This window comes from Vibrio sp. K4, from assembly GCF_051122595.1.
Classification (GTDB): domain Bacteria; phylum Pseudomonadota; class Gammaproteobacteria; order Enterobacterales; family Vibrionaceae; genus Vibrio; species Vibrio owensii.
Map to the genome: position 1 here is coordinate 1,138,120 of NZ_CP178578.1, position 26,763 is coordinate 1,164,882.

Genomic DNA, 26,763 nt, shown 5'->3' on the forward strand with positions numbered 1-26,763 from the left:
CGACGAAAAGCAGCGGTAAGCACGTCCTAGGCTTACCGCCGTTTTTGTTTGTAGCGGGACCGTATCAATTCAACTGAACAAAAAGCACAAAGTAAAAAGACGATAGCGAATTCGTCGAGGAAATTTGAAATGAACAACACGTTTTGGCTGGCATGTGCAGCGTTAGTTTTAAGCTCGTCGGCTCTGGCTAGCGAACGCGTTCCCAAAGAGAACAAAAACAAATTAGCCGATGACCCAACAAAGGTGATCACCAAGTTCGGTGCGGCTTATTCTAACAACTATGATTTTGATGACCAGAACATCTCTTTCTCTGGCTCTTTAGCATTGGATGAAGCTCGCAAGATTAATGTTCGTATCAATGATGATGCGAGTGAGTGGCGCGTGGGCGGCTCTTGGCTGTTTCCGGTAGGTATCGTGAACTTCAACTTTGGTAAGAATGAATACACCAACGGTGCTGATCAAACCAATTACAGCGTCGGAACGTTTGTACCATTGAGCTATTTTGGCATCGAACCGGCAGGCTTTCAGATATTCCCTATGGCTGGTTACACCTATAACGATGGCGATGTGCCGGTTTGTGATGGCGCAGAGAGCAGTGCATGTTCAGCCCCTGGTTTTACTGGCACACCTAGCCCAGAGAATGGATTCAACATGATGAACTCTTCAGGCAGTAGCGGCTATTTGGGAGCGTTCACATTGAAGCCCCTGACAGAGCAATTGACCTTAATGGGATTCGCGGGTGGCTCTTATGGCTCAGAGAACAGTGAAGGCGACAACTACAAAGGCGCTTTTGGTGGCTTAGGGTTAGGTTATCTTGTTCAAAAGCGTCACTCGTTTAACTTGATGACGTTTATGATGGACAACAACACTTATCTCGATGATCCAGACAAGCGCGTCATAGTCTCATACCAGTATCAGTTTGATTAAAGAAGCGCAGCCCATCGGCTGCGTTTTAATTAAAAAGTGCCACTCCATACTCGAACGGATCAGCTCTCTAACTCTGCGCGGTATTGGTCTTGTAGGATGTACATACGTTTTACATCGCGGTAGCTACCGTTGATGAAGAACTCTTGTACCAGATGGCCTTCTTCAATAAAGCCGCACTTCTGGTAAAGGTGGATCGCTTTTTCATTGTCCAAGGCAACCAACAGGTAGATTTTGTGCAGGTTAAGAATCGAGAATGAATAATCCAAAGCACGATTGATCACCTCTTCGGCATAGCCTCGTCCTTGGTGGTCTGGCGCGATGATGATTTGGAATTCGGCGCTGCGGTGGATGTAGTTAATTTCAATCAACTCGACCAGACCAATTAAGACGCCGTGTTCATCTTCTACGACAAAGCGGCGCTCAGCGTCGTCATGAATGTGTTTGCGATACAGCTCTTCTAATTCATCATGAGATTCGTAAGGCTCTTCAAACCAATACGTCATGATGTTGCGGTTGTTGTTGAGGTCGTGAATAAAGCGCAGGTCTGAACGTTCTAAAGCACGAATTGTGAGACCATTTTTCATCGTCTATCTCCAGAGAGCAAAAGCATAATCAAATGCGACTATAACCAAGCCATCTTAGCCCATTAGAGGGAAATCTCCCCTTTACTTCTAAGGCTTTAGGGTCGTAAAAGCGATCTTCGTCATACCCTTGCAACGCCTTTATCTATAAGGGCTGCGGCAATAATGAAACTTAATCATGACGACAAAAAATCTGATTAGGTTAAGGGTGCAATTTCAGATTAAATACCGCCAACGACTTAAGGTCATAATCTACAGAAACAAGGTATTAAATATGTTTTCAATCGGTGACGTAGTAGTAGCTACTAAAGGTATCGAACTAGGCGAAATGGTTGTTACAGGTCTAAGCAGCGGCGGTTTTTACGCGCACGTTAAAGCTGGCGAAAAGACACTAACTTACCCAGCTAAAGATCTTAAGAAAGCATAATTACATTTGCTGACTTGCTAAAAAGGTAGCTCTCGAGCTGCCTTTTTTTGTGCCTACAATTCCTTCCTAAATTCCTACTTTATTTCGACCTGAATTATTTTTAATCAAATTTAATATGTTTGGTTAATATATTGTCGTCTCCGTCATTTTTGACTCATATCAATAAAACCTCCGGTTTTAAGTTGTTGTTTTTATGTTGTATTTTTCACTTGTTGCCGCAAGTGTCTGTTTTCATAAACTTTAGATGTTAAATTCGTTGCTCATCTAAATATTCGATTAATATCTATTCCTTTTTCCCATTTTTAAAAATATTGGCATTTCAATAACTTTCGCCCCAACTGATTTAGGGGAACAGTGATGAATAAAAAGAAAATAACACTAGGGATCGTGGGAGCAGGCTTGGTGGCTTACTTCGGCACCGTTTACATGGTGAACCAAGACGATAAAAAAGTGGCTCAACAAAATCTGGCGCAATTTAGTTCGCTCGATCAATCTACGCTGGATTATCAAGCGATGAAGGTGTTGGCGGATAAAGGTTGTGGCTATTGCCATACACCAAACAGCGAAATGCCTTTCTACTCAGAAATGCCAGTGGCGAAACAGATCATGGAAGCGGATGTGAAGGTGGCCATGCGTCACTTTGATATGACCAATCTGTTCGGCGACGTGAAGCAGAATGATCCTGTTTCTGAAGTGGCACTTGCTCGTCTTGAGAAGGTGCTTTACGACGACTCAATGCCGCCGGCGATTTACCTCACGATGCACTGGTCAGCGAGCATGTCCAAAGACGAAAAGCACACCTTATTGAAGTGGATTCGTGAGAAGCGTGCAGAGCGTCATGCACAGTCTCCGGTATCTGAAGAACGTAAAACCAAAGTTCTACAACCAATTTACACCACGTTCGAAACCGATGCGGACAAGGCTGAACTGGGTAAGGTGCTTTATCACGACACGCGACTATCAGGAGACAATAGTGTCTCATGTGCGTCATGCCATAGCCTTGATACAGGCGGCGTGGACCGACTCGTAACGTCTGTTGGTATTCATGGCCAAGTGGGTGGCATCAATGCGCCAACCGTGTTTAATGCTGTGTACAACAAGCTGCAATTCTGGGATGGTCGTGCCGCGGATCTACAAGACCAAGCGGGTGGTCCTCCGTTTAACCCGATTGAAATGGGCTCTATGGATTGGGATGAAATCGTCGACAAGTTAAGCCAAGATCCAGAAATGGTTGCGATGTTCAAAAAGGTTTACTCAGGTGAGATTAATGGCAACAACATTACGGATGCGATTGCCGAGTTTGAGAAAACCCTAACCACACCAAATAGCCGCTTCGACCAATACATGATGGGTGATACTCAAGCGTTGGACTCGCACGAGAAATACGGTCTAATGCTGTTCAAGAAGTACGATTGTCAAACCTGTCACGCAGGTGAAGCGATGGGTGGTGAAACGTTTGAAACCATGGGCATGAAAGCGGACTACTTCGCTGAGCGTGGTACTGATATGACGGATGCAGACCTTGGTCGTTACAACTTCACTGGCAACAAAGAAGACAAGCACAAGTTCAAAGTGCCAACCTTGCGTAACATTGAACTGACACCGCCATACTTCCACGATGGACATGCTGATACGCTAGAAAAAGCCATCTACGACATGGGTAAATACCAAGTTGGAGTGGAAATGTCGGATGAAGAAGTGGATGCCATCAAAGCGTTCTTGAAAACACTGACGGGCGATTATGAAGGCCGTCCTTTAAGTTAAGCTGAGGCATTACCGACAAGTTTATCACCGATAAAACGATAGACTTCGCAATCGAGACCACCTTTGATTAAGGTGGTCTTTTTTATGGAACAGATTCAATCAAGTAGGGATAGATATGATTGATCATTTTGAAATTAAGGTTGTGGATTTTGATGCCTGTGTCGCTTTTTATTCCAAGGTTCTTATCACTTTGGGCATCGAACTAAAATGGTCGGACGAAGCAGCGGCAGGCTTTGGATTAGTTGGTGAAGCCAATACGCGCTTCCTGATAGAAAAGGGTGGCCAAAGTGGCCCTTGCCACGTTGCGTTTAAAGCGAATGACAAAGCGTCCGTTGAGGCCTTTCATAAAGCGGGTATTGAGGCTGGTTTTACTTGTCATGGTGAGCTAGGTTTGCGTGAACACTATGCGCCAAATTACTACGCAGCGTTTTTTTATGATCCCGATGGTAACAACATCGAAGCGGTGGCTTATTTATAGGGCGTTAGCTATGGGATGAGTCAGTGGGCATTTACTGATCGAACGATCGCTAGGTCATTGGTTTTACGATCAAGATAGAAGATAATCGAGCTCCTATTTCATCCCTATAAAAAGAACGAAAAATACTATGAAAGTTGTCGTCACAAAGGCAAAAAAACAGCACGCTCAAGGCATTACCGAAGTTCTCAATCCCATCATAGAAGAGGGCTTATACACAATCCTTGATACCACCTTCACCCCAGAAGAGGAAGAAGGCTTCATTGAAAGCTTTCCTGAAACGGGTGTGTTCAATGTGGCATTGACTGTAAAAGAGGCGGACGAGGAAGACAGCGCCGTGCTAGGTTTCCAAAACGTAGAGCCTTTCGCCAGTTATACCAAGGCATTCGCGCATGTCGGTATTATCGGTACGTTCGTTGATGCTAAATGTCGCCGACAAGGTGTCGCTTCAGCGTTGTTTACCGCTACCTTTGCGGATGCTAAATCCAAAGGTTATGAAAAGTTGTTTGCTTATGTACGAGAGGACAACCCCAACGCGCTCGCAACGTATCTAAAACATGGCTTTGAAGTGGTCGGCACTGCAAAGAAGCATGCCAAAGTTAACGGCCAGTACATCAATGAAGTCATGATCGAGAAGTTTCTCTAGCACTTAAAAGGAAAGCAAAATGCATAAGTCAGCAGGTATCATCATTAAAGACGGTGCGTTGTTAGTGCTGCGCTCAAAAGGCAAAGACACCTTCTATGCGCCGGGCGGAAAACTGGATAGTGGCGAAACTTCAGAGCAAGCGTTATGTCGAGAACTTCAAGAAGAAGTGAGCATTGCCGTGAAGGAAGATGCATTAACGCTGTTTGGTCGCTTTGAGGCGCCTGCACACGATAAAGACGGCATTACTCTGGTCATGGATGTGTTTTTCGTTAATGATTATTCGGGCGAGGTGGTTGCCAGTAACGAAATCGAAGAGTGCCAATGGGTAGATTCTTCAAACGTGGATGGCATCGCGATAAGCACGATTTTCCGCAATGAGGTCTTCCCGAGCTTGGTTGAACAAGGATTAGTGAAATAACACTAAACCTCGAGCAGAATACAAAAACGCCCACAATGCGAACGTATTGTGGGCGTTTTATTGTGAGCTTTTACTTAGCCAGTTTTTCTGCGTATTCGCTCAGGATCTGCTTGTAGACTTCAACTGGTTGAGCGCCAGTCACAGCACTTTCCATATTGAACACCACTGTTGGTACTGAGCTCACGCCAAGTTGATGCCATTGGCTTTCTTGATACTCGATAGAGTCAGCATTACTTGCATCGTCTAGGGTGGCGATGCCCATATTTGCATCTAAACCAATGTCAGTCAGAATCGCTGCCAGTGTGTTTCGGTCAGAGACATCTTTGCGTTGACCAAAGAACGCCGCGAACAGGGCTAACTTCAGTTCAGTTTGCTTACCAAATTGCTCCGCCCACTGCAGCAGTATGTGTGCATCTCGCGTATTGACCATCTTCATGTCATCAAAGTAATCAAAGTCGAATCCCACTTCTTTACCCAGATTAGTCAGGTTATCGCGCGCACGAACGCTGTCTTCCGGCGTTGTTCCGTATTTATTCGCTAGGTGTTGGCGTAGGTTTTCACCTTCTGCTGGCATGTTCGGGTTCAATTCGAACGGTTGCCATTCCAACTCAATTTTGTCTTCCAATCCTAGCTCTTGAATTGCTTGTTCTAAGCGTTTGTAGCCGATGATGCACCAAGGGCAAACCACATCTGACACTACGTCGATTTTGATTACTGATTCCATAAAACAGACCTTACTTTTTCGAGTTATAAAATGGATATGGAGACCAAGAGTATGAATTCAACCAGTTACCTTTTAGTAACCTGACGCTTTTCTCATCACGTTTTATCTTTCATCATATCTTTTTCTACAATTCATGTTGACCTGTCTATAACTCTACAGTTTAAGATGCTTTCATCAGCGCTGAGGAAAATTACATGTATCGGATATCGGAACTGGCAGAGATGCTGGGTTTGTCTCGCACCACATTGCTCTATTACGAGAAGATTGAGCTCATCAAAGGGCAACGGTTAAGCAACGGCTATCGTGCGTATAGCGATGCGGATCTACAACGCTTGCGTTTGATCCAGCAATTGCAGAGTGGCGGACTGACGCTCAAGGAGTGTAAAGCCTGCTTGGAAGCCAAAGTAGATCGCCAGTTGATGCTGAAAAGGCTCAAACAGCTCGATGAAGAGATTGAGCAAAAGCAGAAATCGCGCCAGCTGTTGGCGGCATTGCTTGGTGAAACACCGTTAACCGATTGGCATGAATCGTTGGATGAAGTCGCGCCGGATGCGCACTTGAAATGGCTGATGACGCAAGGTTTTAGCGAGAAAGAAGCCCTTCACTTACGTTGGTTATCAAAAGATATGAATACTCACGACGACTACATGGCGGACTTCTTCCGCGTATATGAAGCCTTGGAGTTTTGGGGGCCTGGTTCAGAGCAAGATACGTTGAAAGCATTGAGCCTATTACCAACTCAACCTGATGAAATATTGGAAATCGGCTGTGGGCAGGGCATTGCGACTCGTACTTTGGCAAAACATGCACACATCACAGCGGTCGATAATGACGAGCCGTCTTTGCAACGCCTACAAGGCAAAGCTGAGGCTCTTAGCTTAAGTGACAATATCACCACGGTGTGTGCGAGCATGACAGAACTGCCGTTTGCAGAAGGTTCGGCTGATGTCATTTGGGCAGAAGGCAGTGCTTACATCATGGGTGTGGAGAACGCATTCAAAGCATGGCGCCCATTGCTTAAAGTCGGCGGTATCTTAGTGGTGAGCGATTTGGTATGGAACACGGATACACCAAGTGAAGATACGGTGGCGTTTTGGCAAAAAGAATACCCAGATGTGGGCAGTGCTGAGAAGCGCATTGCGCAGGCGAAAGCAGCAGGCTACCGAGTGTTAGAAACATTCCCGATTAGCCAACAGGCATGGAATAACTACTACGTTCCTTTAGATGAGCGTGTGCAAAGTTTGAAAGCTGAGATGCCAGCATCACAAGCATTAAAAGACATACAAGTTGAATTAGATATCGTTAAACGCCGTGGTAATGAAGTGGCGTATCAGATGTATATCTTACAAAAAGATTGATAGAAAAATGAACGAAACAACAAATCAAAATACTCAAAAATCTAACTACACACTTTCTCCATATGAGAGAGGCATGAGCAGCGAGATGATCGCTTTGTTTACTCAAACCTTTTCTGATTCTGAAGGCGAAGCTGAAGGTAAAACCATTGGCTTACTCGTCGGCGATTTGTTAACTACAACGCCAGAGCAAGAATTGAAAGGCTTTGTTGCGAAACAGGGTGAGCGTTTGATCGCAGGCGTGTTGTTTACGCCATTAAGCTTTGAGAGTGGTGAAGTGGGTTACTTATTATCGCCAATGGCCACACTGACAGAGTGCCAGGGTAAAGGCGTAGGACAAGCCCTGATCAACTTTGGCCTTGAACACTTGAAACAACAAGGCATCGAGTTGGTGTTTACCTACGGCGATCCTAACTTCTATTCGCGCGTTGGTTTCCAACAAGTGACGGAAGCGCAATTCAAAGCGCCTCATACGTTGAGTTTCCCACATGGTTGGTTGGCACAATCACTTGCAGGTGAATTGACGCCAATCCAAGGCTCATCCTCTTGCGTGCAAGGTTTGGATAGTCCTGCTTACTGGTAACCCATTAAGTTCCGGTCATTGGTTGGCCTAACCTGAACGAAAAAGCCCCTCTGCGATGAACTTGCAGAGGGGCTTTTTAATGCGTTCTACCAGGCATTACCTCACGGTAAGGACCATCTTGCCTACGTGTCCCTTCTCTTGGAATGCCGTTTGCGCTTGGTTGATGTCTTCCAGTGGGAATGTCTGTGCGACTAATGGTTTGATGTTGCCTTGTTCAATATGATGAACCAAGTTTCCAAACACTTCAGGCTCAAGGACGGTACAGCCAAAGAAGCTGAGATCTTTGAGATACAGAGTGCGCACGTCTAACTCAACCATTGCGCCGCCAATGGCACCTGATACCGCGTAACGACCTTTCGGGCGCAAGACTTCAAGGAACTGTGGCCACTGGTTGCCAGCAACCAAATCAATCACTACATCGACGCTGTTATTGCCAAGTGCTTCAACAAGATTTGCATTGCGTGGCACGACTTCATCTGCGCCCAGATCCAGCACTTGTTCATTTTTGCTTGGGCTTGTGATGGCAATAACAGTAGCACCGCGCGCTTTGGCAAGTTGAATCGCCGCAGAGCCGACACCGCCGGAAGCACCAGAAATCAGGACACGATCTCCTTTGGCAACACGAGATCGCGTGAGCATGTTTTCTGCCGTTGAATACGAACATGGGAAAGACGCAAGTTCGACGTCAGTTAAATCCGTCTTTAGTTGGTAGGCGTGCTTAGCTGAGACCACGGTGTATTCTGCAAAACCACCGTCGCATTCTGAGCCAAAGTACCAAGGTGGATTAATGGTTTCGCCATTTACATCGCTCAAGCAAGGTTCAATCAGCACGCGTTCACCTATGCGGCTTTCATCCACCATGCTACCCACGGCAACGATCTCGCCACAGACGTCAGCGCCTTGAATACGTGGGAGAACCAGTGCATTACCACTCCAACTTGCGTCCTCGCTGTCGTTGTCGCCTTTCGAGTACCAGCCAATACGCGTATTGATATCGGTATTGTTCACGCCTGCTGCGGATACACGAATCAGTACTTCGTTCTCTTTTGGCGTTGGGACAGGAATATCTTGGCGGTATTCCAACATTTCTGGTCCGCCGTGACCGGTCAGTAGAACACCTTTCATTGTGGTTGGTAGTGTTGTCATGATTAATCTTCCTTTAGCAATCTTAAAACAGCTTGTTGCGCAGAGTTCAGAGCCTCGTTACCCAGTACCGGCCAAGCGCTGGAGACGCCTTCGTGCAGTAAGAAAAGCTGCGTGGCAAGGTCTTGGCGAAGGCTCTGTTTACCCAAAAATTGTCGAACGTCTTCTTTGTGAGCTTTCACGGTTTGGTTGATGATGTCGTGCTCGGGAAATGCCGCAATCGCGTTCATCGACATGCAACCATGCGGTGCGTAGTCTTCCATCCATTGTTTGAGCTTGTTGAATACGTGCTGAGTCGCTTCTAGCCCCGTCTGTGGCGAGTTATCCAGCAGGAAGTTTAAGTAGCGCTGGTGGCGGTGTTCTAACGCAGCCACGATCATGTCTTCCTTAGATGGGTAATGCTTGTACAAGGTGCGGAGGCTAACGCCACAGGCCGTCTTGAGCTGTGCCACACTCGGCTCGGCAAATCCAAGCTCGCTAAAAGCTTGCTCTAAACTGGCGGCGATCTGTTCTTTCAACATAGCGTCTTCTCATGGGTAGAATGAATGCTCTACTTTTAGAGTAGAGCGATCGTTCTACCTATGTCAACCAAGATCGCAGACATAAAAAAACGGAGCCCGAAAGCTCCGTTTTAAATCATCAAGTTAGCGTTAAATATTTTTGTATTCGTCCAACACCAACTGGCTAATTTGAGCGATGACTTGGTCGCGCGCCTGCAACGATAAATCGGTCTCAGTAATGTAAATGCTGATGTAAACCGGTTTATGATTCTCTTTCCAGATCATCGCCGTGATACCACGCGAGCCAAACCCGCCAGCACCAGAACGATCGGCAATCGACCAGCCTTTTGGCAACACAGATCGCATCAAAGAATCGGAGACTTTGTTGTCTTGCATCCAAATCTTTAACTGAATACGTGATTCGTAAGAGAGTGCATCGCCTTCTAGCAGGGTGTGTAGAGTGTTTACCATGGCGTTAGGCGTTGTTGTATCTTGCTTGTCGCCCGGTTTTGCTTCATTCAATCTTGGTTCAAAACGGTCAAGACGAGTGGCCTTGTCACCAATAGAACGCAAGAATCTGGTTACACCATGCGGACCACCAATGCTGCGTAAAACGATGTTGGCCGCGGTGTTGTCGCTCATCAACATTGCGGCTTCACAGGCATGTTCAATACGGGTTGTTTGGCCTGCCATTCGATCCATGACAGGTGACCACACCACCATGTTGCGCTCTTCGACTTTCGCGGTGGCGTTTTTATCAAGCTTTTCACTGTCCATGTCTTTCAGCATGGTCGCGCAAGCCAGCGTTTTAAAGGTACTCATCATTGGGAAGCGCTCGTCGCCACGGTAATCCCACTTTTCGTCTGTTTGCGTATCCCAAACAGAAACACCAATACGACCCGTAATGTGGTCTTCAATTGCGGAGAGGTCTTCATTCAGTTTGGCGGCGTACGTTGCACTCGAACAGACTAACAATCCGAGTAGCAGAAATAGCTTTTTCATTATTGATTTTCTTAGTGTTATTTATTCCAGTTCGCACCTTGGCGAATTTAGCCGGAACTATAACGAGTGAATACTCTAATGACTGTTAGATTCTTGTCTTTTTTCTGTAGGAATCCTTGCATATGTCGAGCTTTACCCGCTTTTACTCTTATTGACGTTGCTTTACATGTGAAGCGCTAAAGTAAAGTTGTCGATTAACCGAGTAACCAATCATGAAAACATTCCGCAATATCATCTGGGCAATGATCGCCGCGATGTCCGTATTATGGTTTGCGATGGAACCGCAGCTTTTCTCTTCTACCAATGTCTTTGAATGGCGATCTGCCATGATCCAATATTCAGGCATTCTGTCTTTGATGCTGATGTCGATAACCATGGTGTTGGCAATGCGCCTTCCTGTGGTTGAAAACTGGCTACACGGCATGGACAAAGCGTATCGAGTGCACAAATGGCTCGGCATTGGTGGCGTTGCATTAGGTTTGGCGCACTGGCTTTGGTATCAAGTGCCGAAATGGTTAGTCATGTTTGGTGTACTAGCAAGACCAGAGAAACACACAGGTGCAGGGCCCGAGGGCAATCTCTCTGGAATTGAAGCTTGGATTCATGGTCTGCGCGATCTTGCTCAAGGCATGGGTGAGTGGGGCTTCTACATGCTGTTGGTTTTGCTGGTGGTTTCTCTATGGGGCGCTGTGAAGTACAAACCCTTTAAACTATCGCACCGCTTTATGTCTGTGGCGTATTTGCTGATCGCGATTCACTCCGTACTGCTGCTCAAACGCGCGTATTGGGGCGAGCCTGTTTACTATCTCACAGTAGCATTCGCAGTTGTGGGCTCGATTGCTGCACTTTACAGTTTGTTTGGCTTCGTTGGTCGTCGTAATAAACATTCTGCGGTTGTGGCGTCGACACGTTACTTCCCTCAAGCTGAAGTGATGGAATTGGTCGTTAAACCAAATGCGTCTTGGCAAGGACACAAAGCGGGACAATTTGCTTACTTACGTTTTGGTGATGAAGATGCCCATCCGTTCACCATCGTATCTGGCAGTGAAAGTGATGAATTACGTTTTTTAATCAAAGAGCTAGGCGACTTTACTACCGGCTTGTATGAGCGCGTAAAAGCGGGCGATGCTGTAATGGTCGAGGGGCCTTACGGACGTTTGGAATTTGATTTAGAGAAACCTCAAATCTGGATTGCTGGTGGGGTAGGGATTGCTTCTTTCTTTGCCGCATTGGAAGCATTGAAAGTGCAAGCGCAAACTAGCGACGTTCATTTGTTTTACTGCAGTCGTGGTATCGACGGTCAGTTGGTCGATGAACTTTGGCACTTAGCGCACCAAGCAAGCGTCAAACTGCACGTGATAGATACTATGAAATCGCCACGTTTGAATGCTGAACGTATTGCGGCTCAGTGTGGTGATTTGAACCAATATGAAATGTATTTCTGTGGACCAGAAGCGTTCTCAAAAACACTGAAAAAAGAGCTAGATGCGCATCAATTTAATATTGAGCAGAGTTATCACGAAGAGCTATTTATTATGCGCTAAGTGTCAAGATTGTTAGTCATAAGTTAGCTCAGCGGTGAGCTTTTTAAGCCTCAATTTCGATATTCAGAAATGGGTAGGGTAATAAGCAAATCCAAACCGAGAGAGTAAAGATGACTATCACATCAAAACGCATTCTAGCGCTAACAACATTGGCAACAGTGACCGCTTCTGGCCACGCATTGGCAGAAGGTCGCAACAACTCAATTGAAGCGGGTGCGACCTTCGTTGGCGACCACGAAATGTATACCTTGGGTTACAGCCGCGATGTGGGTAACAACATTGTCACCGGTGGTGGTATTTTTGTTGGTTCTGACGCAATTGATATGCCCGTAAAGAACGATCAAGACGCTTGGGGTATGTACGCGAACATTGGTTACCGCTTTGAAATTGCTGAGTTCGATATCATTCCTAAGCTTGGTATCAACTACTTTAATGCGGACGTTGATATCAATAGTGGCACCCACTCTGGCCGGAGCATGAACATTGATAGCGTCTACGCTTCTGTTGGTGGTACGGTTAACTGGCGCATGGTTGGCCTAACGGTTGATTACGGTAAGATCAACGACTCAGCGGTTAACCCGATCAATGGTAAAGAATTTGAAGAAGATGTGGTTCGCGCTACGTTGAGCTTCAACTTCTAACGTTTTTCATCGACCTTTATATTTTTATCGTTTTATTGCACATACTGCTTGTTTGCCGCCTGTACCGGGCGGCTTTTTTGTATGTCCAGTATCTCGATGGCCATTGACGTTATAAATCGTTGAGAATATCGGACAGGTGCTTTTCTAATTTCACTATCGTTGGGTGTTGATAATAGCCACGGTGAAACTGCAAGCCGATATCAAAGAACATCTGAGCGTTATCCTGAATCAACGGAATCTTCTTGATGCCTTGCGGCAAAGCCGAATTGGGCAGGGCAAAGCAAATCAGAACATAATCGGTTTTGATTAACCAATCCAAAGCGGCATGAACTGATGGCACGGTTAACCGTCTTTCCAGAGCAAACCCAAGTTGTCGCTTCACCCTCTCATAGTAAATGGCGTCATCCAGTGCGCCCATCGACACTCGCACCAGTTTTTCGTTTTGCAGACGCTGAATATCAATATGATCTTGTTGCCAAAGCGGGTTGTTCTGCGAGGTATAGAGATACAAACCTAGTTCACCGATTTTCCGCTCAACCACGCGTTCATTCATAACAGAAGGGTAGCCCGAAATACCGACGGCAAGTGAGCCTGCTTTTGGAAATTCGATGCCTTCAAGATTCCAATCCACCATCGAGAAATCAGCGATATTGTCGTGCTGGCTGAGCAATTCGAGTAGCGGTGTGGTGAGAATGGCGCTAAGAGGGTTCGGTACAAAAAAGCGAAATTGGGTCGGTTGCGTAGCGGCTTCAAGAACGTTGACTTGAGTTTGAGCAGACTCCAGTTGTTCTAACGGCTCCTCGATAATGTTCATGAGCTGGCTACAAAACAGGGTCGGGAAATACAGCCCTTTATTAGCAATGAAGAGCTCGTTGCCAAATAGCTCACGGCAGTCAGCCAGCTGGCGATTAAACGTGGCTCGGCTGATATCGAGCGTATGGCACACCTTGGGCAACGACTTCTGTTCAAGAATCAGGTTTAAAAAGCGATACAGGTTGAGGTCTATGGAGTGTTTCACAAAGCGCCTTAAGCATAAATTTACATCGTTGGTTACGACATTGTGTGGTGTTCAAAGGTTCAAATTTGAGCTTCTTAACCGTCAAAAATGCGCACGTAATCCACGTATTCTGAGAGTGGTAAATCGACGTATTCATTGCTCGGAGGTGTCATGCTTAAAGATCTGGTTGGCTTATTCATTTTGGTGCTTTTGCTTAGCGCTCCAGTGTTTGCAGAAGAGAGAGAACCCTTTATCGCGGGTGGCGTGACGTTTTTGGATAAGCATGAGGTCTTGAGTGTAGAGATGGGTGCAGAAGTGTTACCCAATATCAATTGGTCACTCGGCTTCAATGCACCGATAGATAGCGGTGAACAAGAGCACTTCGGTACGCATTGGGCAGAGAAGCAAGTTTGGGGATTACATACTGCGTTGGGCTACGAAATTCGCGTGAATGACGTGTTGGCGATAACGCCGCGTATCGGTTTGAATTACAACAATGTCGAGATTGAGTATTTTGAAGAAGAGACGGGTGAGTATGTCGACACAGACAGCCAAAACAACTTTGAACCAACCTTAGGTGTCAAAGTCGATATTGCCAGCGTTGGACTTGTTGTTGAAGGCTACAAAATTGACGATGACATCAGCTTATCGGAGGAAGATGAGATGGCGGTTCGAGTTATGGCAGCCTATAACTTCTGAGCCGAAGCCACTACGTAAGCATGGATTCAGAGAGAAAAAAGGAGCTGAAATGTCAGCTCCTTTTTGTTGTGTTCAAGTACGATTTACAGCGTAATGTTCTTCGTCATGCCCGCTTCTGCATGGCCCGGAATGTTGCACGCGAACTCAACGTTGTTGTCACCGTGGAAATGCCACAATAACTGCTTCGCTTTGCCCGGTTCTACCGTTACAGAGTTGCCCGAGTCGTGAATGTGATCGCCACTCATTGTCTTCATCATTTCGCGATGTTCTAGCTGCTCTTTAGCCGAACCAATCGTAAACTCGTGGTTGATCTTACCTGTGTTCATGACCACAAACTGCACCACATCGTTTGGCTCAATTTTAACGTCTTTTTTGAACTTGATGGTCATGTCATCACCCAAGATAACGTGTACCACCTTGTCTGGCTTTGCCCCTTTTGCTGGCATACCTACTGCCGACATGCCCGGCATATCCATCATGTTTGAATGGTCCATTTGACTGTGGTCCATCTTCATGCTGCCGTGGTCCATATTTTCATGCTTCATGTTGCCATGGTCCATGTTCGCGTGGTCCATGTTTGAATGATCCATTTGGGCAAACGCAGTCGTTGTTGTTAGGGCTAGAGCAAGAGTGATTAGTGTCTTTTTCATTTTTATATCCTTGTTTTAATTAATTAATAACTTGGTTGCTTCCCCCCAAACGAATTGATTGAGGGGAAGGTAGGGATTAAGCCTTGTTGCCAGTGCGATCTGTGCTGGCGGCGTTTTCGATTTGGTTGCCAGTTTGCGTGCTTGTTTGGCTCGGAGTTGAGTTGCTTGGGCGTAACTCACGTTGTTTCCACAGCTTGAAGATGGCTGGAAGTACCAACAGCGTCAGCAGCAGTGCTGATGCCATACCACCAATCATTGGTGCGGCGATACGTTGCATTACTTCTGATCCTGTACCTTCGCCGTACATGATCGGAATCAGACCAATAATGACCGTCAGTACCGTCATCATTACTGGGCGAACACGCAGGCCTGCACCTTCACGAATGGCATCAGTTAGGTCTTTCGCTTCAAGCTTCTGTTGGCTCTCTTCCGCATCCAGCTTTTTGTAGTGCCATGCTTGGTTGAGGTAGACGAGCATGATGACCCCAATTTCAACCGCGACGCCTGCTAGGGCAATAAAGCCGACCCCAACGGCAATCGAGAAGTTGTAGTTGAGGATATGCATGAGCCACAAACCACCGACCATAGCGAGTGGTAGGGTAAGCATGATGATCATCACTTCGCCAACGCGACGGAAGCTGAAGTAAAGCAGCAGCATAATGATGGCGATGGTGATTGGTACCACGACACTCAAGCGGTCTTTCGCACGTTCCATGTATTCGTATTGACCAGACCAAGCCAGCGAGTAACCCGCAGGAAGTTCCAATTGATCAGCCACGACTTGCTGTGCTTCCACGACGTAAGAGCCAAGGTCACGACCATCGATGTCGACAAATACCCAGCCATTCGGACGCGCGTTTTCTGTCTTGATCATCGGAGGGCCGTCTTCGTAACGAATGTCCGCTACATCAGCCAGCGCAATACGGGCGCCATTTGGTGTCACCAAAGGTAGGTTTTGCAGTTTAACCACTGAATCACGGTAGTCTTGTGGGTAACGAACGTTGATTGGGTAACGCTCCAAGCCTTCAATGGTTTCACCCACATTCATGCCACCCACCGCAGTGGAGATCACTTGCTGAACGTCTTTGATGCTTAAGCCATAACGCGCTGCGGCACGACGTTTAATGTCGATCGTGACATAACGACCACCTGCTACACGCTCAGCGTAAACCGATGCGGTGCCTTGTACGCCATTAAGAATTGGCTCCAACTGAGAACCGATCTTCTCAATCACTTTCAGGTCAGGTCCGGCGATCTTAATGCCGATAGGGGTTTTGATGCCCGTTGCCAGCATGTCGATACGCGTTTTGATCGGCATTACCCAAGCGTTAGTAAGACCAGGGAACTGAACCAGCTTGTCGAACTCTTTGCGCAGTGACTCGGTTGTTACCCCTTCACGCCATTGATCGCGTGGCTTCAACTGAATCACGGTTTCAATCATGGTGAGTGGCGCTGGATCGGTTGCGGTCTCAGCTCGGCCAATCTTGCCCCATACGGTTTTCACCTCTGGAACGGTTTTGATCAGCTTGTTGGTTTGTTGTAGAAGCTCGCGTGCTTTACCAATTGAGATGCCCGGATAGGTTGTTGGCATGTACATCAAGTCGCCTTCATCCAGCGGAGGGATGAACTCGCTACCCAGTTTACTGGTTGGGTAGTAAGCCGATGCCATTAGACCTAATGCGATAACAATCATGGTCTTAGGGTATTTTAAGCTGGTGTTCAACAGCGGACGGTACAACGCGACCAAGCCACGGTTAACCGGGTTTTTGTGCTCCGGTAACACCTTACCGCGAATGAAGTAGCCCATAAGAACAGGGACGAGTGTTATTGCCAAACCTGCTGCCGCTGCCATGGCGTAAGTCTTAGTGAACGCAAGCGGCGAGAACATCTTGCCTTCTTGGCCTTCTAAGGCGAACACCGGTACGAAGCTAAGAGTGATGATAAGCAACGAGAAGAACAGCGGTGCGCCGACCTCTTCTGCAGCTTTACCTATTACTTGCCAGCGGTTTTTGTCGGTCAGTGGCGTTCGTTCAATGTGCTTATGAACGTTTTCAATCATCACGATTGCACCATCCACCATGGCTCCGATGGCTATCGCAATACCGCCCAAGGACATGATGTTGGCGTTGATGCCTTGCCAATGCATCACGATAAACGCAGTGAGAATGCCAACCGGTAGGCTCAGAGCGATAACCAACGAAGAACGAATGTGGAACAGGAACAACGCACACACAATCGCAACGACGATGAACTCTTCTGCAAGCTTCTTCCAGAGGTTTTCTACCGCTGAATCGATAAGGGTAGAACGGTCGTAGGTTGCAACAATTTCCACGCCTTCTGGCAGGCTGCGTTGTAGGTCTGCGAGTTTGTCTTTGACTTTCGCAATCACTTCACTGGCGTTTTCACCAAAGCGCATCACGATAACGCCACCGACCGCTTCACCTTCGCCATTCAGCTCTGAGATACCACGGCGCATTTGTGGACCAAGGTTAATGTCTGCGATGTCTCCTAATAGCAACGGCGTGCCTTTCTCAGTGACTTTGAGAGGCAGTGATTTGATGTCTTCAATGCTGGTTAGGTAACCCGTGGTACGAACCATGTGCTCGGCTTCGGCCACTTCGATAACGGACGCGCCGGTTTCTTGGTTACCGTTTTGGATTGCCATGTTCACTTGTTGCAGAGTGAGGTTGTAAGCACGAAGCTTGGCAGGGTCAATCTGCACTTGATACTGCTTCACCATACCGCCCACGGTCGCAACTTCAGAAACGCCATCAACGGTTTGCAATTCGTACTTCAAGAACCAATCTTGCAGGCTGCGAAGATCCGCCAAATCATGTTTGCCAGTTTTGTCTTGTAATACGTAGCTGTAAACCCAGCCCACGCCCGTTGCATCAGGACCTAGGGTTGGTTTTGCGTTCGGTGGCAGCTTTGGTGCTACTTGGCTTAAGTACTCCAACACGCGTGAACGTGCCCAGTACATGTCGGTATCATCGTTGAAAATGATATAAACGTAAGAGTCACCAAAGAAGGAGTAGCCACGAACCGTCTCAGCACCCGGCACGGCAAGCATGGCGGTGGTGAGTGGGTAAGTAACTTGATCCTCGACAACTTGAGGAGCTTGACCCGGATAGCTTGTCTTGATGATCACTTGCACATCAGAAAGATCCGGAATCGCATCAACAGGCGTATTCTTTACACTGTAAAGTCCGCCTAATATAAGGGCTAAGGTCGCGACCAACACTAGGAATCGGTTGCTCAGTGACCAACGAATAATAGCATTGATCATAATTAACCCTCGACGGCTGTTGTTGCAGGAACTAGCTGTTTAAGAACATAGTCAGATCCCTGTTTTTCAACTAGAAACCGAACTTTCTGTCCTTCTTCAAAACCCGATAGATCAACGTCTTCACCCACAGAGAAGTTCATCTCGCCAGCATCCCAGTTCCATTCTGCAACCGGTAGGTGGTTTAAGGTGATCATGCCAAAATCAGCCATCAGCATGCTAATGTCACCAGTTAGCCAAACTTCTGCGGCAATGACGCTGTTGTCTGCCTTATAGTCGATGATTTGGTACTGACCGGACTCCGTCTTTTGCATTTCAAATTCGATAGCCTGACCTTTTTTCAAGTCACCCATTTCAACGCCATCTGCGAAAGTGAAGTTCATTACCATGCCCGGCCAATCCCATTCTGGTACAGGCTGGTGGTTGATGGTCAGCATACGGTGATCTTTCATCACATCCGTGATCTCACCTTTGGCCCATGCCGTTTCTGCTGCCGCTTCTACACCATTGATGCGAGATAGATCCGCCGACTGGCTTGATTCAGAATCGAGCATGAAGTGAGATGAAGTAACGATCTTGTCGCCCTGTTTAAGTCCTTGTAATACTTCGATTTGTTCGCCAGCTTCGCGGCCAACTTCAATTCGAGCAGAACGGTATTTGCCATCACCTTCCGCCAGGACAACGCGAGTCATACCGCCAGAGCGGATAACAGATGATTTGGGAATCGTTAATACTGCGTCGTCAGTAACAGGCTGCAAGGCAATATTGGCGAACATGTTTGGCTTCAATGCGCCATCTGGGTTAGGGAATTTGAGGCGCACACGCAACGTACGTGTTTTCGGATCGAGGATTGGGTACACGTAATCGACAACACCTTGCCATTCATTGCCTGGAATCGCGTCAAGGGTCATCGTGGCTTGAGAGCCTGCTTTCATCCAGTGTGCTTGACGCTCAAAGACTTCTGCATCAACCCAAACATTGTCCAAAGGACCTGCACTGATCACCGCTTGAGCAGGGGACAAATAGCCACCTTCACGCACGTTTAAGCTCGCGATAACGCCATCAGCAGGCGCTTTGATTTCAATGGTTTGCGATGCTTTACCACTACGAGTAATGGATTTGATTTGAGCGCGGTCAACACCAAGCGTTACCAAGCGTTCGGTCGCGCCTTTTACAAGACCTTTGCGGCCAGTGCGGTACGCATTCAGCAATTCTTCTTGTGCTTTAACCAGTTCAGGAGAGTAGAGCGTGAAAAGCACATCGCCTTTCTTCACTTTCTCACCGACGGCATTGATGTAGAGTTTTTCTACCCAACCCGCCACACGAACGTTGGTTTGCCATAACAGACTTTCATCAAAGGCAATATAGCCAACCGTTTCGATGCGTGGTGATAGCTGTTGTAGTGTCGCGTTTGCGGTTTTAACCCCGAGGTTGTTTTCTACTGAAGGGTCAATAGTCACTGTACCCGGTGCGTCTTGTTCACCGGATAGGTCTTCTGCGTAAACCGGAATCAAATCCATGCCCATTGGGGACTTACCCGGCTTGTCGCGTTTGTAGTTCGGATCCATGGGGGCAACCCAGTACAGTGGATCATTAGAGCTTGCAGCAGACTCGCCACCCATCGCACTCATGTCATGAGTTGAGCCCTTAAGAAAATGATTAGCACCAAACCCTAAAGCACCACCAACAATCAGCGCGATGGTTGCAACTTGTAATGTTTTCATTGTTTTACCTTATTTTCCCCTTCACATTTGACGCTACAGCGTTGTTGCCTGCTCTCGTTCACCCAAATCACATAGCAGATCTATGCTCATGGGATTCTCTCGTTTGCCGCCTAGCTGTAGCCCCAACTGTTTTGGGGAATCACAAATTAATATGTCGAAATAGAGCGAGCTTCTGGTGAAGCGACTTGATAGTCGAAACCACCGAGTAGGGTGGCTAAATTGCTGTTTGCGATGTTGAGATCGGTCAGTAGACGTTGTTGCTCCAATTGCAGAGCCAACTCGTCAGTCGTGGCAGAAATCACATCGTTAAACTGCGCTGTGTTGTTTTGATAACCCCGCTCAACGGCTTGAATGCGCGCTTTCGCTTGAGGCAATAAGGTGGATTGATAACGTTCTAAGCGTTGGGTTAAGTTGCCGCGATCAACCAGCAAAGTGTTCACCTTGGCATTCATCTGCGCTAGTAAGGTGTCCTTTTGTGATTGTGCCGCGCCAACTTGGTATTGAGCGGCCGCGAGATTGCGATCTTGGCGGTCACCCGTAAACAACGGAATGTCCATTGTGAGGTAAGCGCTGACCAAATCGGAGGCAGGTTCACCCATCATGTTGTCGGCTTGGCGGTAGGCGTACATTACTTCGACGCCAAATTGTGGGTTGTAGGCTTGCTCAGCAATTTCCACCTGAGTTTTATTGGCAGAAATGCTGACGTCGGCCATCTTAACCATCGGGTGTTGGCTGAGTTGCTGATAATGCTTGGTGGAACCCTGACTGGCAGCAAGTTTGCTGTTCAGTGTGTCCCAGTTCAATTGATTGCTCGCGTGCAGAGCCTGTTCGTTTGCCAACCAATCTGACCCCAACCATTCGGAGAGTTGAGAGATAAGACGACGTTGCATTTGTGCATTGGCTTGCAGTTTCTCATCCAACTTGCTGACTTGAAGTTGGGCGTTGAGCAGATCTTGCGCTTCACTCTTACCAATCGAATAGTTGGTTTGAATAAAGCTTTCCATTTCCTTCATCAACTTGCGGTTCTCAAGCATGATTTGTTCAGCGCGTTGCTGGTAACCAAGTTCTAACCAAAGTTGAGTCATGCTGTTGGCTACCTCAAGCTCACGAGCATGAACTTGAAGCACAAGGCCGTCGGCTTGTTGATTGGCTTTCTTCTGCTGTAAATCAAGGGTAGAGCCACGCTCAAACTGTTGCATTAAACCAACGGAGATGTTGGTCATTGGATCTTCATCGAATTTGAAGCTGTCGACAGGCAAGCCACCAAAACCCACTTTCAGTTTTGGGTCCATCAAGGTTGCACTTGCGACGCCCGTTTCACGCATGGCAGCAGATTGCGCAGAGTATTGCTTGCGATTGCCATCGTTACTCAAAGCGACGTTGATCAGTTGGGCAAGCTTGGTCGTTGAAGCTCGCTCACTTGAAGCGGAATTTTGCGCTGCGTGCGTCTCTTTACCTGCGGCGTTAACCAAGGTTGGCGCAGCGACCAGAGCCACCATAAAAATAGGTGCAGCTAAGCGGTATGGTTTGATATCCATAATCTAAATCCAGTGTTCGCCGGATCGATGGAGGTGCGGATTTTATTGCGGGAACAGTAAAGTCTTGTTACCTCATCGTTCAGGCGCATTAAAACAACCTGCGATATACGCGCAGGGTCGAATGCTAGGACGGATTTAGGCTATAGGAGGTCGATATAGGTCGCGGCTGACGTGTACGACTGGGGAAGCAACTTCAGGAGTAATAGTTGCGCGATAGACGACGGGCATCGGGCTATTGACAGGATTCGGTAGGGGGACGAAAACTATCGTACACGCGGCGGTACAGCAGGTATGAACCATGCCGGAGCCTCCACCACAGTTCATGCTGGTTTCTCTTGCATCGCCATCTTCGGACAGAGAAGCGTCTGTCATGGAGACGTCCATCATGCCAGGCATACCGCAGTGTTCGCTGTCACTCATCATAGAAGGATGGTGAGCTATGCCAGTAGACATCATTTGAATATTCATCAACGGCTCACTGTTCGCCACACTAGATACCAATAGTACTAGCGTCGTGAAGAGAGTTAACCAGATTGTATGCAGCGATTTTAAATGCATACCTTTTCCCATGTGTTTGATGAAAATGATGAAAACCCTTCGATTCTAAAGGTTAACCTAAGGGTAAGGTCAATCATTTATTACTCTTATTATCAAAATAGTCCACCCCTTCAGTTTTCGCACTTTCGAGGGAGTAAAACGTTTGTTAAACACCGAGTGTTGAAAGTTAGCGAAAGAAGCCCTCGCTTTTTATGACACGTGAAAAATGTGGTTTATAAGTTTTACATCACACTAACTTGTCTTACAAATGATTATCCTTATAGAATGCATGGTTTTACTTGTGCAGATTTGGATTTGCTTTGCTGCGGGGGTTGCATGATAGAAATTGTCATCGATGGAAAATATAGAATTGTAGAAGAGGGTCTAACCCTTTTAGAAGCAGCAAAAGTGTGTGGGGTCGAGATCCCATCGCTGTGCGGAATGAACAAAAGTAATGAAAAAGTACCGTGTGACTTGTGTGTAGTTGAAGTCGAAAGTGGCGGTACTAAGCGTGCGTGTGAACTCGAAGTTTACCGCGGCCTTAATGTGGTCACGCAATCAGAACAATTAAGCGAGCACCGCAGAAAAGCACTCAACCGCATCATGACGGACCATTACGCCGATTGTGAAGCGCCATGTAAAACCGCGTGTCCTGCGGGCGTGGATATCCAATCGTACCTTTATCACATCGCACAGAACGATCATCAAAAAGCGATTGAAGTGATTAAGCGTACGCTTCCTATGCCGCTATCGATTGGCCGCGTATGCCCGGCATTTTGTGAGAGTGAATGTCGCCGCTCGTTAGTCGATGAGCCTATTGCAATTCGTCAGCTAAAACGTCATGCCGCGGATGCGGATTTGTCTGCGCATGAAGCCTACGTACCAGAAAAGAAACCAAGCAAAGGTCTGAACATTGCCGTCGTAGGCAGTGGCCCTGGTGGTCTAACGGCTGGCTACTACTTATCGAATGAAGGCTACGACGTTACGGTCTTTGAATCCATGCCAAAAGCGGGTGGTTGGTTGCGTTATGGCATTCCAGAATACCGTTTACCAAAAGACATTCTCGATAAAGAAATCGAACTGATGTGCCGCAATGGCATGCAAGTTCACACCAATCAAAAGCTGGGTGTGGATTTCACGCTTTCTCAATTGAGCGAAGAATACGACGCAGTGTGTTTGGCTGTCGGCGCGTCTCAAGCGGTCGAAATGCATTACACAGGCAGCGATCTTGAGGGTTGCTACTTAGGCGTTGATTACCTAAAAGATTACGTTACCGAGCAAAACTATGTAACGGGTCAGAAAGTCGCGGTGATCGGTGGTGGTAACACGGCAATTGACTGTGCTCGTACTGCGCGTCGTGCTGGTGCAGACACCACGTTGATTTACCGTCGTACCCGTGACGAAATGCCGGCAGAAGACTACGAGATTGTCGAAGCGGAACACGAAGGGGTGAAATTCCACTTCTTGACCAACCCTGCAGAAAACCTTGCCGATGAAACCGGACGCGTGAATGCGATTCGTCTAGAGCGCATGGCATTGGGTGAGCCGGATGCATCTGGTCGTCGAAGCCCTAAACCAACCGGCGAGTTCTTCACCGAAGAGTTCGACACCGTAATTGCGGCAGTATCGCAAAAGCCAGACCTGAGCTTCCTCGAAGGCGAAGATTTGTCGATTCCACTTACGCGTTGGAACACCTCTGTTGCAGATGAAAAGACCATGCACACTGGCACGGGTAACATCTTCAGTATTGGTGATTTCCGCCGTGGTCCTGCAACGGCAGTTGAAGCGGTGGGTGATGGCCGCGTTGCGGCAAAAGCCATTGATCTGTTTTTGAATGGCGATATGGCAGACATGCCAAAGGCGGCGTTCAACTCGCGCAAAGAGAAGAAGCTCTCTCAAGTCGACCCGCTTCACTTCGAGAACATCCAAAAAGTCGCTCGCTCTATCATGCCTGAACTGACTCCAGCACAACGCGAGCAAAGCTTCGCTGAAGTGGAGTTGGGCTTTGATAACGAAGAAGCAATGAAAGAAGCAGCGCGCTGTCTAGAATGTGGCTGTCAGGCCAATACCGATTGTGCGCTACGTGACTACTCCACCGAATATGAAGCCGAGCAGAGCTTTGACTTCTCCTTGCAGATTAAATCACATCAAGATTGGTTAGATCTTCGTGCGAAAGACTTGCGTCATAAGTACGAAGTTGACCGTAGCTCTGAGTTTATTGAGTTTGATGCCAACCGCTGTATTAGCTGTGGTCAGTGTATCCAAGCGTGTCGTGACAAAGCCGTGCACGGCGTACTGAACTTTGTGTGCGACAAACAAGGTCGTCCTGCATTACGTCCTGACGACCGTCCACACTTTGGAAGTAACAAGAATGGCTTAACCCTAATGGGCGATTCGAACTGCGTGCAATGTGGCGCGTGCGTTCAAGTGTGTCCAACGGGCGCGATGGTCGATAGTCGTGACCGCTCACAAGGTCGTACTGAAGATCTGAAAGCGGTCGACACCATTTGTACGTACTGTGGTGTGGGTTGTAAGTTGACTATGTTCGTGGACGAAGCAACCAATACGATTCGTTACGTGAAGGGCGGTGACTCGCCAGTGAACCAAGGCATGCTGTGTGTGAAAGGGCGCTTTGGTTTTGATTTCATCGGCAGTGAAGAGCGTCTTACCACGCCATTGATCCGTAAAGACGGTTGGCTGCAACCTGCAAGCTGGGAAGAGGCGATTCAACTGATTGCGAGCAAGTTCTCAGGAATCAAGCAAGATTTTGGCAGCAACGCATTGGCGGGTTTCTCTTCAGCGAAAACCACCAACGAAGACAACTACGCGTTCCAAAAATTTGTCCGTCGTGAACTGGGCACCAATAACGTCGATCACTGTGCGCGTTTGTGTCACGCATCGAGTGTAACCGGTCTTGAGGCGTCACTGGGTAGTGGTGCAATGACCAACGACATTCCAAGCATTAAGCACTCTGATGTGATCTTTATTATTGGTTCGGATACCACATCGGCGCACCCGATTATCGCTTCACATATCAAACAAGCAATTCGTCACCACGGTGCTCGTTTGATTGTGGCTGACCCGAAACGTGTCGATATGGCAGAGCATGCTGAGCTGTATATGGCGCACCGTCCGGGTACAGATGTGATGCTTTTAAATGGCGTCATGCAGCAGATCATCAAGAACGGTTGGTACGATCAAGAGTACATCGAAGAACGTGTCGACGGCTTTGATACCTTGCTGCAAGAAGTAATGTCGCCAGCTTACAACCTCGATAAAGTGGAGTTGGTTACGGGCGTTAAAGCTGAAGACATTCAAGCAATGGCGCGTATGATTGGCACGGCAGATCGCACGGCTGTTTACTACTCAATGGGTATTACTCAGCACACGACAGGTCATGACAACGTGCGTTCTATCGCTAACCTGCAATTGCTGTGTGGCAACATCGGTATTGAAGGTGGTGGTATCAACCCGCTTCGTGGTCAATCAAACGTGCAAGGCGCGTGTGATATGGGCGCGTTGCCAAACAGTTTCCCGGGCTACCAAAAGGTATACAACCCAATTGTGCGTCAGAAGTTTGCGATTGAATGGAACGCACCAAATCTGCCTTCTGAGCAAGGTCTAACCCTGACAGAAATCATTGATGCGGCTTGCCATCGTGACGTTCGTGGTATGTACATCATGGGTGAGAACCCAGTGTTGAGTGACCCGAACCAAGCGCATGTGATTGAAGGTTTAGAAACGCTCGACTTCTTGGTGGTTCAAGACATCTTCCTAACGGAGACTGCACAATACGCGGATGTAGTTCTGCCTTCTTGCTCGTTTGCTGAGAAAGCGGGTCACTTCACCAATACGGAGCGTCGTGTTCAACGCGTGAATCCGGTCGTAACGGCACCGGGTGAAGCGAAAGAAGATTGGTGGATTATCCAAGAGATCGCCAATGCAATGGGCAGTGATTGGGATTACCACTGCGTGTCTGATATCACTAATGAAATCGCACGAGTGACACCTCAATACGCGGGTCTTCGTTGGGATGCCATTACGCCAAACGGTGTGCAATGGCCGAGCAACAAGAACAACCCTGCGGGTACTCGCATCATGCACCAAACCCAGTTTACTCGTGGTAAAGGGCAAATGGTGGGTGTACCGTTCCGTTATGCGGCTGAGCTGCCAGATGAAGAGTACCCACTTGTGTTAACGACGGGTCGCGTACTTGAGCAGTTCCATACTGGAACCATGACGCGCAAAACCAAAGGGTTGGATAATCTTGCTGGCCCTCGTGCGATGGTGAGCGTGGAAGACGCAGAAGCGTTAGGTATCAGTAATGGTCAGCGTCTGACGGTATCTACACGTCGCGGGAGCATTGAGATTGATGCCTTTGTGACTAAGCGTATTCAAAAAGGTGTGGTGTTCATTCCTTTCCACTTTGTTGAGTCACCAGTCAACCGTTTAACGACAACCGCGACTGACCCGCATGCGAAGATCCCTGAGTTCAAGGTCGCTGCGGTTAAAGTGGAAGTGAGCGAAAAAGCGCTGCTCACAGAGCCTGCAGCGGAAGCGGTTCATTCCATTTAAGCCAATCTGTTTATATACAGTTCAGCAGCG

23 protein-coding genes are annotated in these 26,763 nt (G+C 47.6%); 12 read left to right on the plus strand and 11 right to left on the minus strand.

Annotated elements, in window-relative coordinates:
* The first annotated feature begins 129 nt into the window (after positions 1-129).
* Complete coding sequence (locus ACLIIY_RS22760) at positions 130-927, plus strand: hypothetical protein (RefSeq protein ID WP_122071061.1); 798 nt, start codon at positions 130-132, stop codon at positions 925-927.
* 59 nt (positions 928-986) lie between these two features.
* On the opposite strand, the gene speG is transcribed toward ACLIIY_RS22760, so the two are convergent.
* Complete coding sequence (gene speG / locus ACLIIY_RS22765) at positions 987-1,511, minus strand: spermidine N1-acetyltransferase (RefSeq protein WP_009706233.1); 525 nt, start codon at positions 1,509-1,511, stop codon at positions 987-989.
* A gap of 271 nt (positions 1,512-1,782) precedes the next feature.
* On the opposite strand from speG, the gene ACLIIY_RS22770 reads away from it, so the two are divergent.
* The 5 genes from ACLIIY_RS22770 to ACLIIY_RS22790 all read left to right on the plus strand — a co-directional run bounded on the left by ACLIIY_RS22770 (position 1,783) and on the right by ACLIIY_RS22790 (position 5,238).
* Positions 1,783-1,935, plus strand: coding sequence for a hypothetical protein (locus ACLIIY_RS22770; protein WP_005452601.1), 153 nt, complete (start codon positions 1,783-1,785; stop codon positions 1,933-1,935).
* Positions 1,936-2,292: 357 nt separating this feature from the next.
* Complete coding sequence (locus tag ACLIIY_RS22775; protein ID WP_005435400.1) at positions 2,293-3,699, plus strand: cytochrome-c peroxidase; 1,407 nt, start codon at positions 2,293-2,295, stop codon at positions 3,697-3,699.
* A gap of 115 nt (positions 3,700-3,814) precedes the next feature.
* A complete protein-coding gene (locus ACLIIY_RS22780) occupies positions 3,815-4,177 on the plus strand; it encodes a VOC family protein (protein WP_434529475.1) in 363 nt (120 codons plus the stop codon).
* Between the two features lie 127 nt (positions 4,178-4,304).
* Positions 4,305-4,820, plus strand: a complete 516-nt coding sequence (locus tag ACLIIY_RS22785; RefSeq protein ID WP_334421445.1) for a GNAT family N-acetyltransferase — start codon at positions 4,305-4,307, stop codon at positions 4,818-4,820.
* Positions 4,821-4,839: 19 nt separating this feature from the next.
* On the plus strand, positions 4,840-5,238 hold the full coding sequence (locus tag ACLIIY_RS22790; RefSeq protein WP_180827023.1) for an NUDIX hydrolase: 399 nt from the start codon (positions 4,840-4,842) through the stop codon (positions 5,236-5,238).
* A gap of 70 nt (positions 5,239-5,308) precedes the next feature.
* On the opposite strand, the gene ACLIIY_RS22795 is transcribed toward ACLIIY_RS22790, so the two are convergent.
* Positions 5,309-5,962, minus strand: a complete 654-nt coding sequence (locus ACLIIY_RS22795; protein ID WP_434529476.1) for a DsbA family oxidoreductase — start codon at positions 5,960-5,962, stop codon at positions 5,309-5,311.
* Between the two features lie 194 nt (positions 5,963-6,156).
* Between ACLIIY_RS22795 and ACLIIY_RS22800 the strand changes: the two genes are divergently transcribed.
* Together ACLIIY_RS22800 and ACLIIY_RS22805 are read left to right on the plus strand one after the other, a co-directional pair.
* Positions 6,157-7,320, plus strand: coding sequence for a MerR family transcriptional regulator (locus ACLIIY_RS22800; RefSeq protein WP_434529477.1), 1,164 nt, complete (start codon positions 6,157-6,159; stop codon positions 7,318-7,320).
* A gap of 7 nt (positions 7,321-7,327) precedes the next feature.
* A complete protein-coding gene (locus ACLIIY_RS22805) occupies positions 7,328-7,900 on the plus strand; it encodes a GNAT family N-acetyltransferase (protein WP_434529478.1) in 573 nt (190 codons plus the stop codon).
* Between the two features lie 96 nt (positions 7,901-7,996).
* On the opposite strand, the gene ACLIIY_RS22810 is transcribed toward ACLIIY_RS22805, so the two are convergent.
* The 3 genes from ACLIIY_RS22810 to blaCARB form a co-directional block, all read right to left on the minus strand.
* Positions 7,997-9,046: an alcohol dehydrogenase family protein gene (locus tag ACLIIY_RS22810; protein ID WP_434529479.1), complete on the minus strand. Its 1,050-nt coding sequence runs from the start codon at positions 9,044-9,046 to the stop codon at positions 7,997-7,999.
* Positions 9,047-9,048: 2 nt separating this feature from the next.
* Positions 9,049-9,564, minus strand: a complete 516-nt coding sequence (locus tag ACLIIY_RS22815) for a TetR/AcrR family transcriptional regulator (protein ID WP_434529480.1) — start codon at positions 9,562-9,564, stop codon at positions 9,049-9,051.
* A gap of 129 nt (positions 9,565-9,693) precedes the next feature.
* Complete coding sequence (gene blaCARB / locus ACLIIY_RS22820; protein ID WP_009706224.1) at positions 9,694-10,545, minus strand: CARB/PSE/RTG family carbenicillin-hydrolyzing class A beta-lactamase; 852 nt, start codon at positions 10,543-10,545, stop codon at positions 9,694-9,696.
* Positions 10,546-10,757: 212 nt separating this feature from the next.
* Here blaCARB and ACLIIY_RS22825 point away from each other — a divergent pair, with 212 nt between their 5' ends.
* Both ACLIIY_RS22825 and ACLIIY_RS22830 read left to right on the plus strand, forming a co-directional pair.
* On the plus strand, positions 10,758-12,089 hold the full coding sequence (locus tag ACLIIY_RS22825; protein ID WP_434529481.1) for a ferredoxin reductase family protein: 1,332 nt from the start codon (positions 10,758-10,760) through the stop codon (positions 12,087-12,089).
* A gap of 110 nt (positions 12,090-12,199) precedes the next feature.
* Positions 12,200-12,730: a hypothetical protein gene (locus ACLIIY_RS22830; protein ID WP_434529482.1), complete on the plus strand. Its 531-nt coding sequence runs from the start codon at positions 12,200-12,202 to the stop codon at positions 12,728-12,730.
* Between the two features lie 109 nt (positions 12,731-12,839).
* On the opposite strand, the gene ACLIIY_RS22835 is transcribed toward ACLIIY_RS22830, so the two are convergent.
* Positions 12,840-13,748 (minus strand): LysR substrate-binding domain-containing protein, encoded by a 909-nt coding sequence (locus ACLIIY_RS22835; RefSeq protein ID WP_434529483.1) that lies wholly within the window; start codon positions 13,746-13,748, stop codon positions 12,840-12,842.
* A gap of 150 nt (positions 13,749-13,898) precedes the next feature.
* Here ACLIIY_RS22835 and ACLIIY_RS22840 point away from each other — a divergent pair, with 150 nt between their 5' ends.
* A complete protein-coding gene (locus ACLIIY_RS22840; protein ID WP_434529484.1) occupies positions 13,899-14,426 on the plus strand; it encodes an autotransporter domain-containing protein in 528 nt (175 codons plus the stop codon).
* An 83-nt stretch (positions 14,427-14,509) separates the two neighbouring features.
* On the opposite strand, the gene copI is transcribed toward ACLIIY_RS22840, so the two are convergent.
* From copI to ACLIIY_RS22865, 5 genes are all read right to left on the minus strand, one after another.
* Entirely contained in the window at positions 14,510-15,076 is a 567-nt protein-coding gene (copI, locus tag ACLIIY_RS22845; protein ID WP_434529485.1) for a copper-resistant cuproprotein CopI, read from the minus strand.
* 76 nt (positions 15,077-15,152) lie between these two features.
* On the minus strand, positions 15,153-18,362 hold the full coding sequence (locus tag ACLIIY_RS22850; protein ID WP_434529486.1) for an efflux RND transporter permease subunit: 3,210 nt from the start codon (positions 18,360-18,362) through the stop codon (positions 15,153-15,155).
* 2 nt (positions 18,363-18,364) lie between these two features.
* Positions 18,365-20,083: an efflux RND transporter periplasmic adaptor subunit gene (locus ACLIIY_RS22855; RefSeq protein WP_434529487.1), complete on the minus strand. Its 1,719-nt coding sequence runs from the start codon at positions 20,081-20,083 to the stop codon at positions 18,365-18,367.
* 146 nt (positions 20,084-20,229) lie between these two features.
* Complete coding sequence (locus tag ACLIIY_RS22860) at positions 20,230-21,621, minus strand: TolC family protein (RefSeq protein WP_434529488.1); 1,392 nt, start codon at positions 21,619-21,621, stop codon at positions 20,230-20,232.
* Between the two features lie 135 nt (positions 21,622-21,756).
* On the minus strand, positions 21,757-22,179 hold the full coding sequence (locus ACLIIY_RS22865) for a hypothetical protein (protein WP_434529489.1): 423 nt from the start codon (positions 22,177-22,179) through the stop codon (positions 21,757-21,759).
* Between the two features lie 315 nt (positions 22,180-22,494).
* On the opposite strand from ACLIIY_RS22865, the gene fdhF reads away from it, so the two are divergent.
* Positions 22,495-26,733 (plus strand): formate dehydrogenase subunit alpha, encoded by a 4,239-nt coding sequence (gene fdhF, locus ACLIIY_RS22870; protein WP_434529490.1) that lies wholly within the window; start codon positions 22,495-22,497, stop codon positions 26,731-26,733.
* The last annotated feature ends 30 nt before the right edge of the window (positions 26,734-26,763 follow it).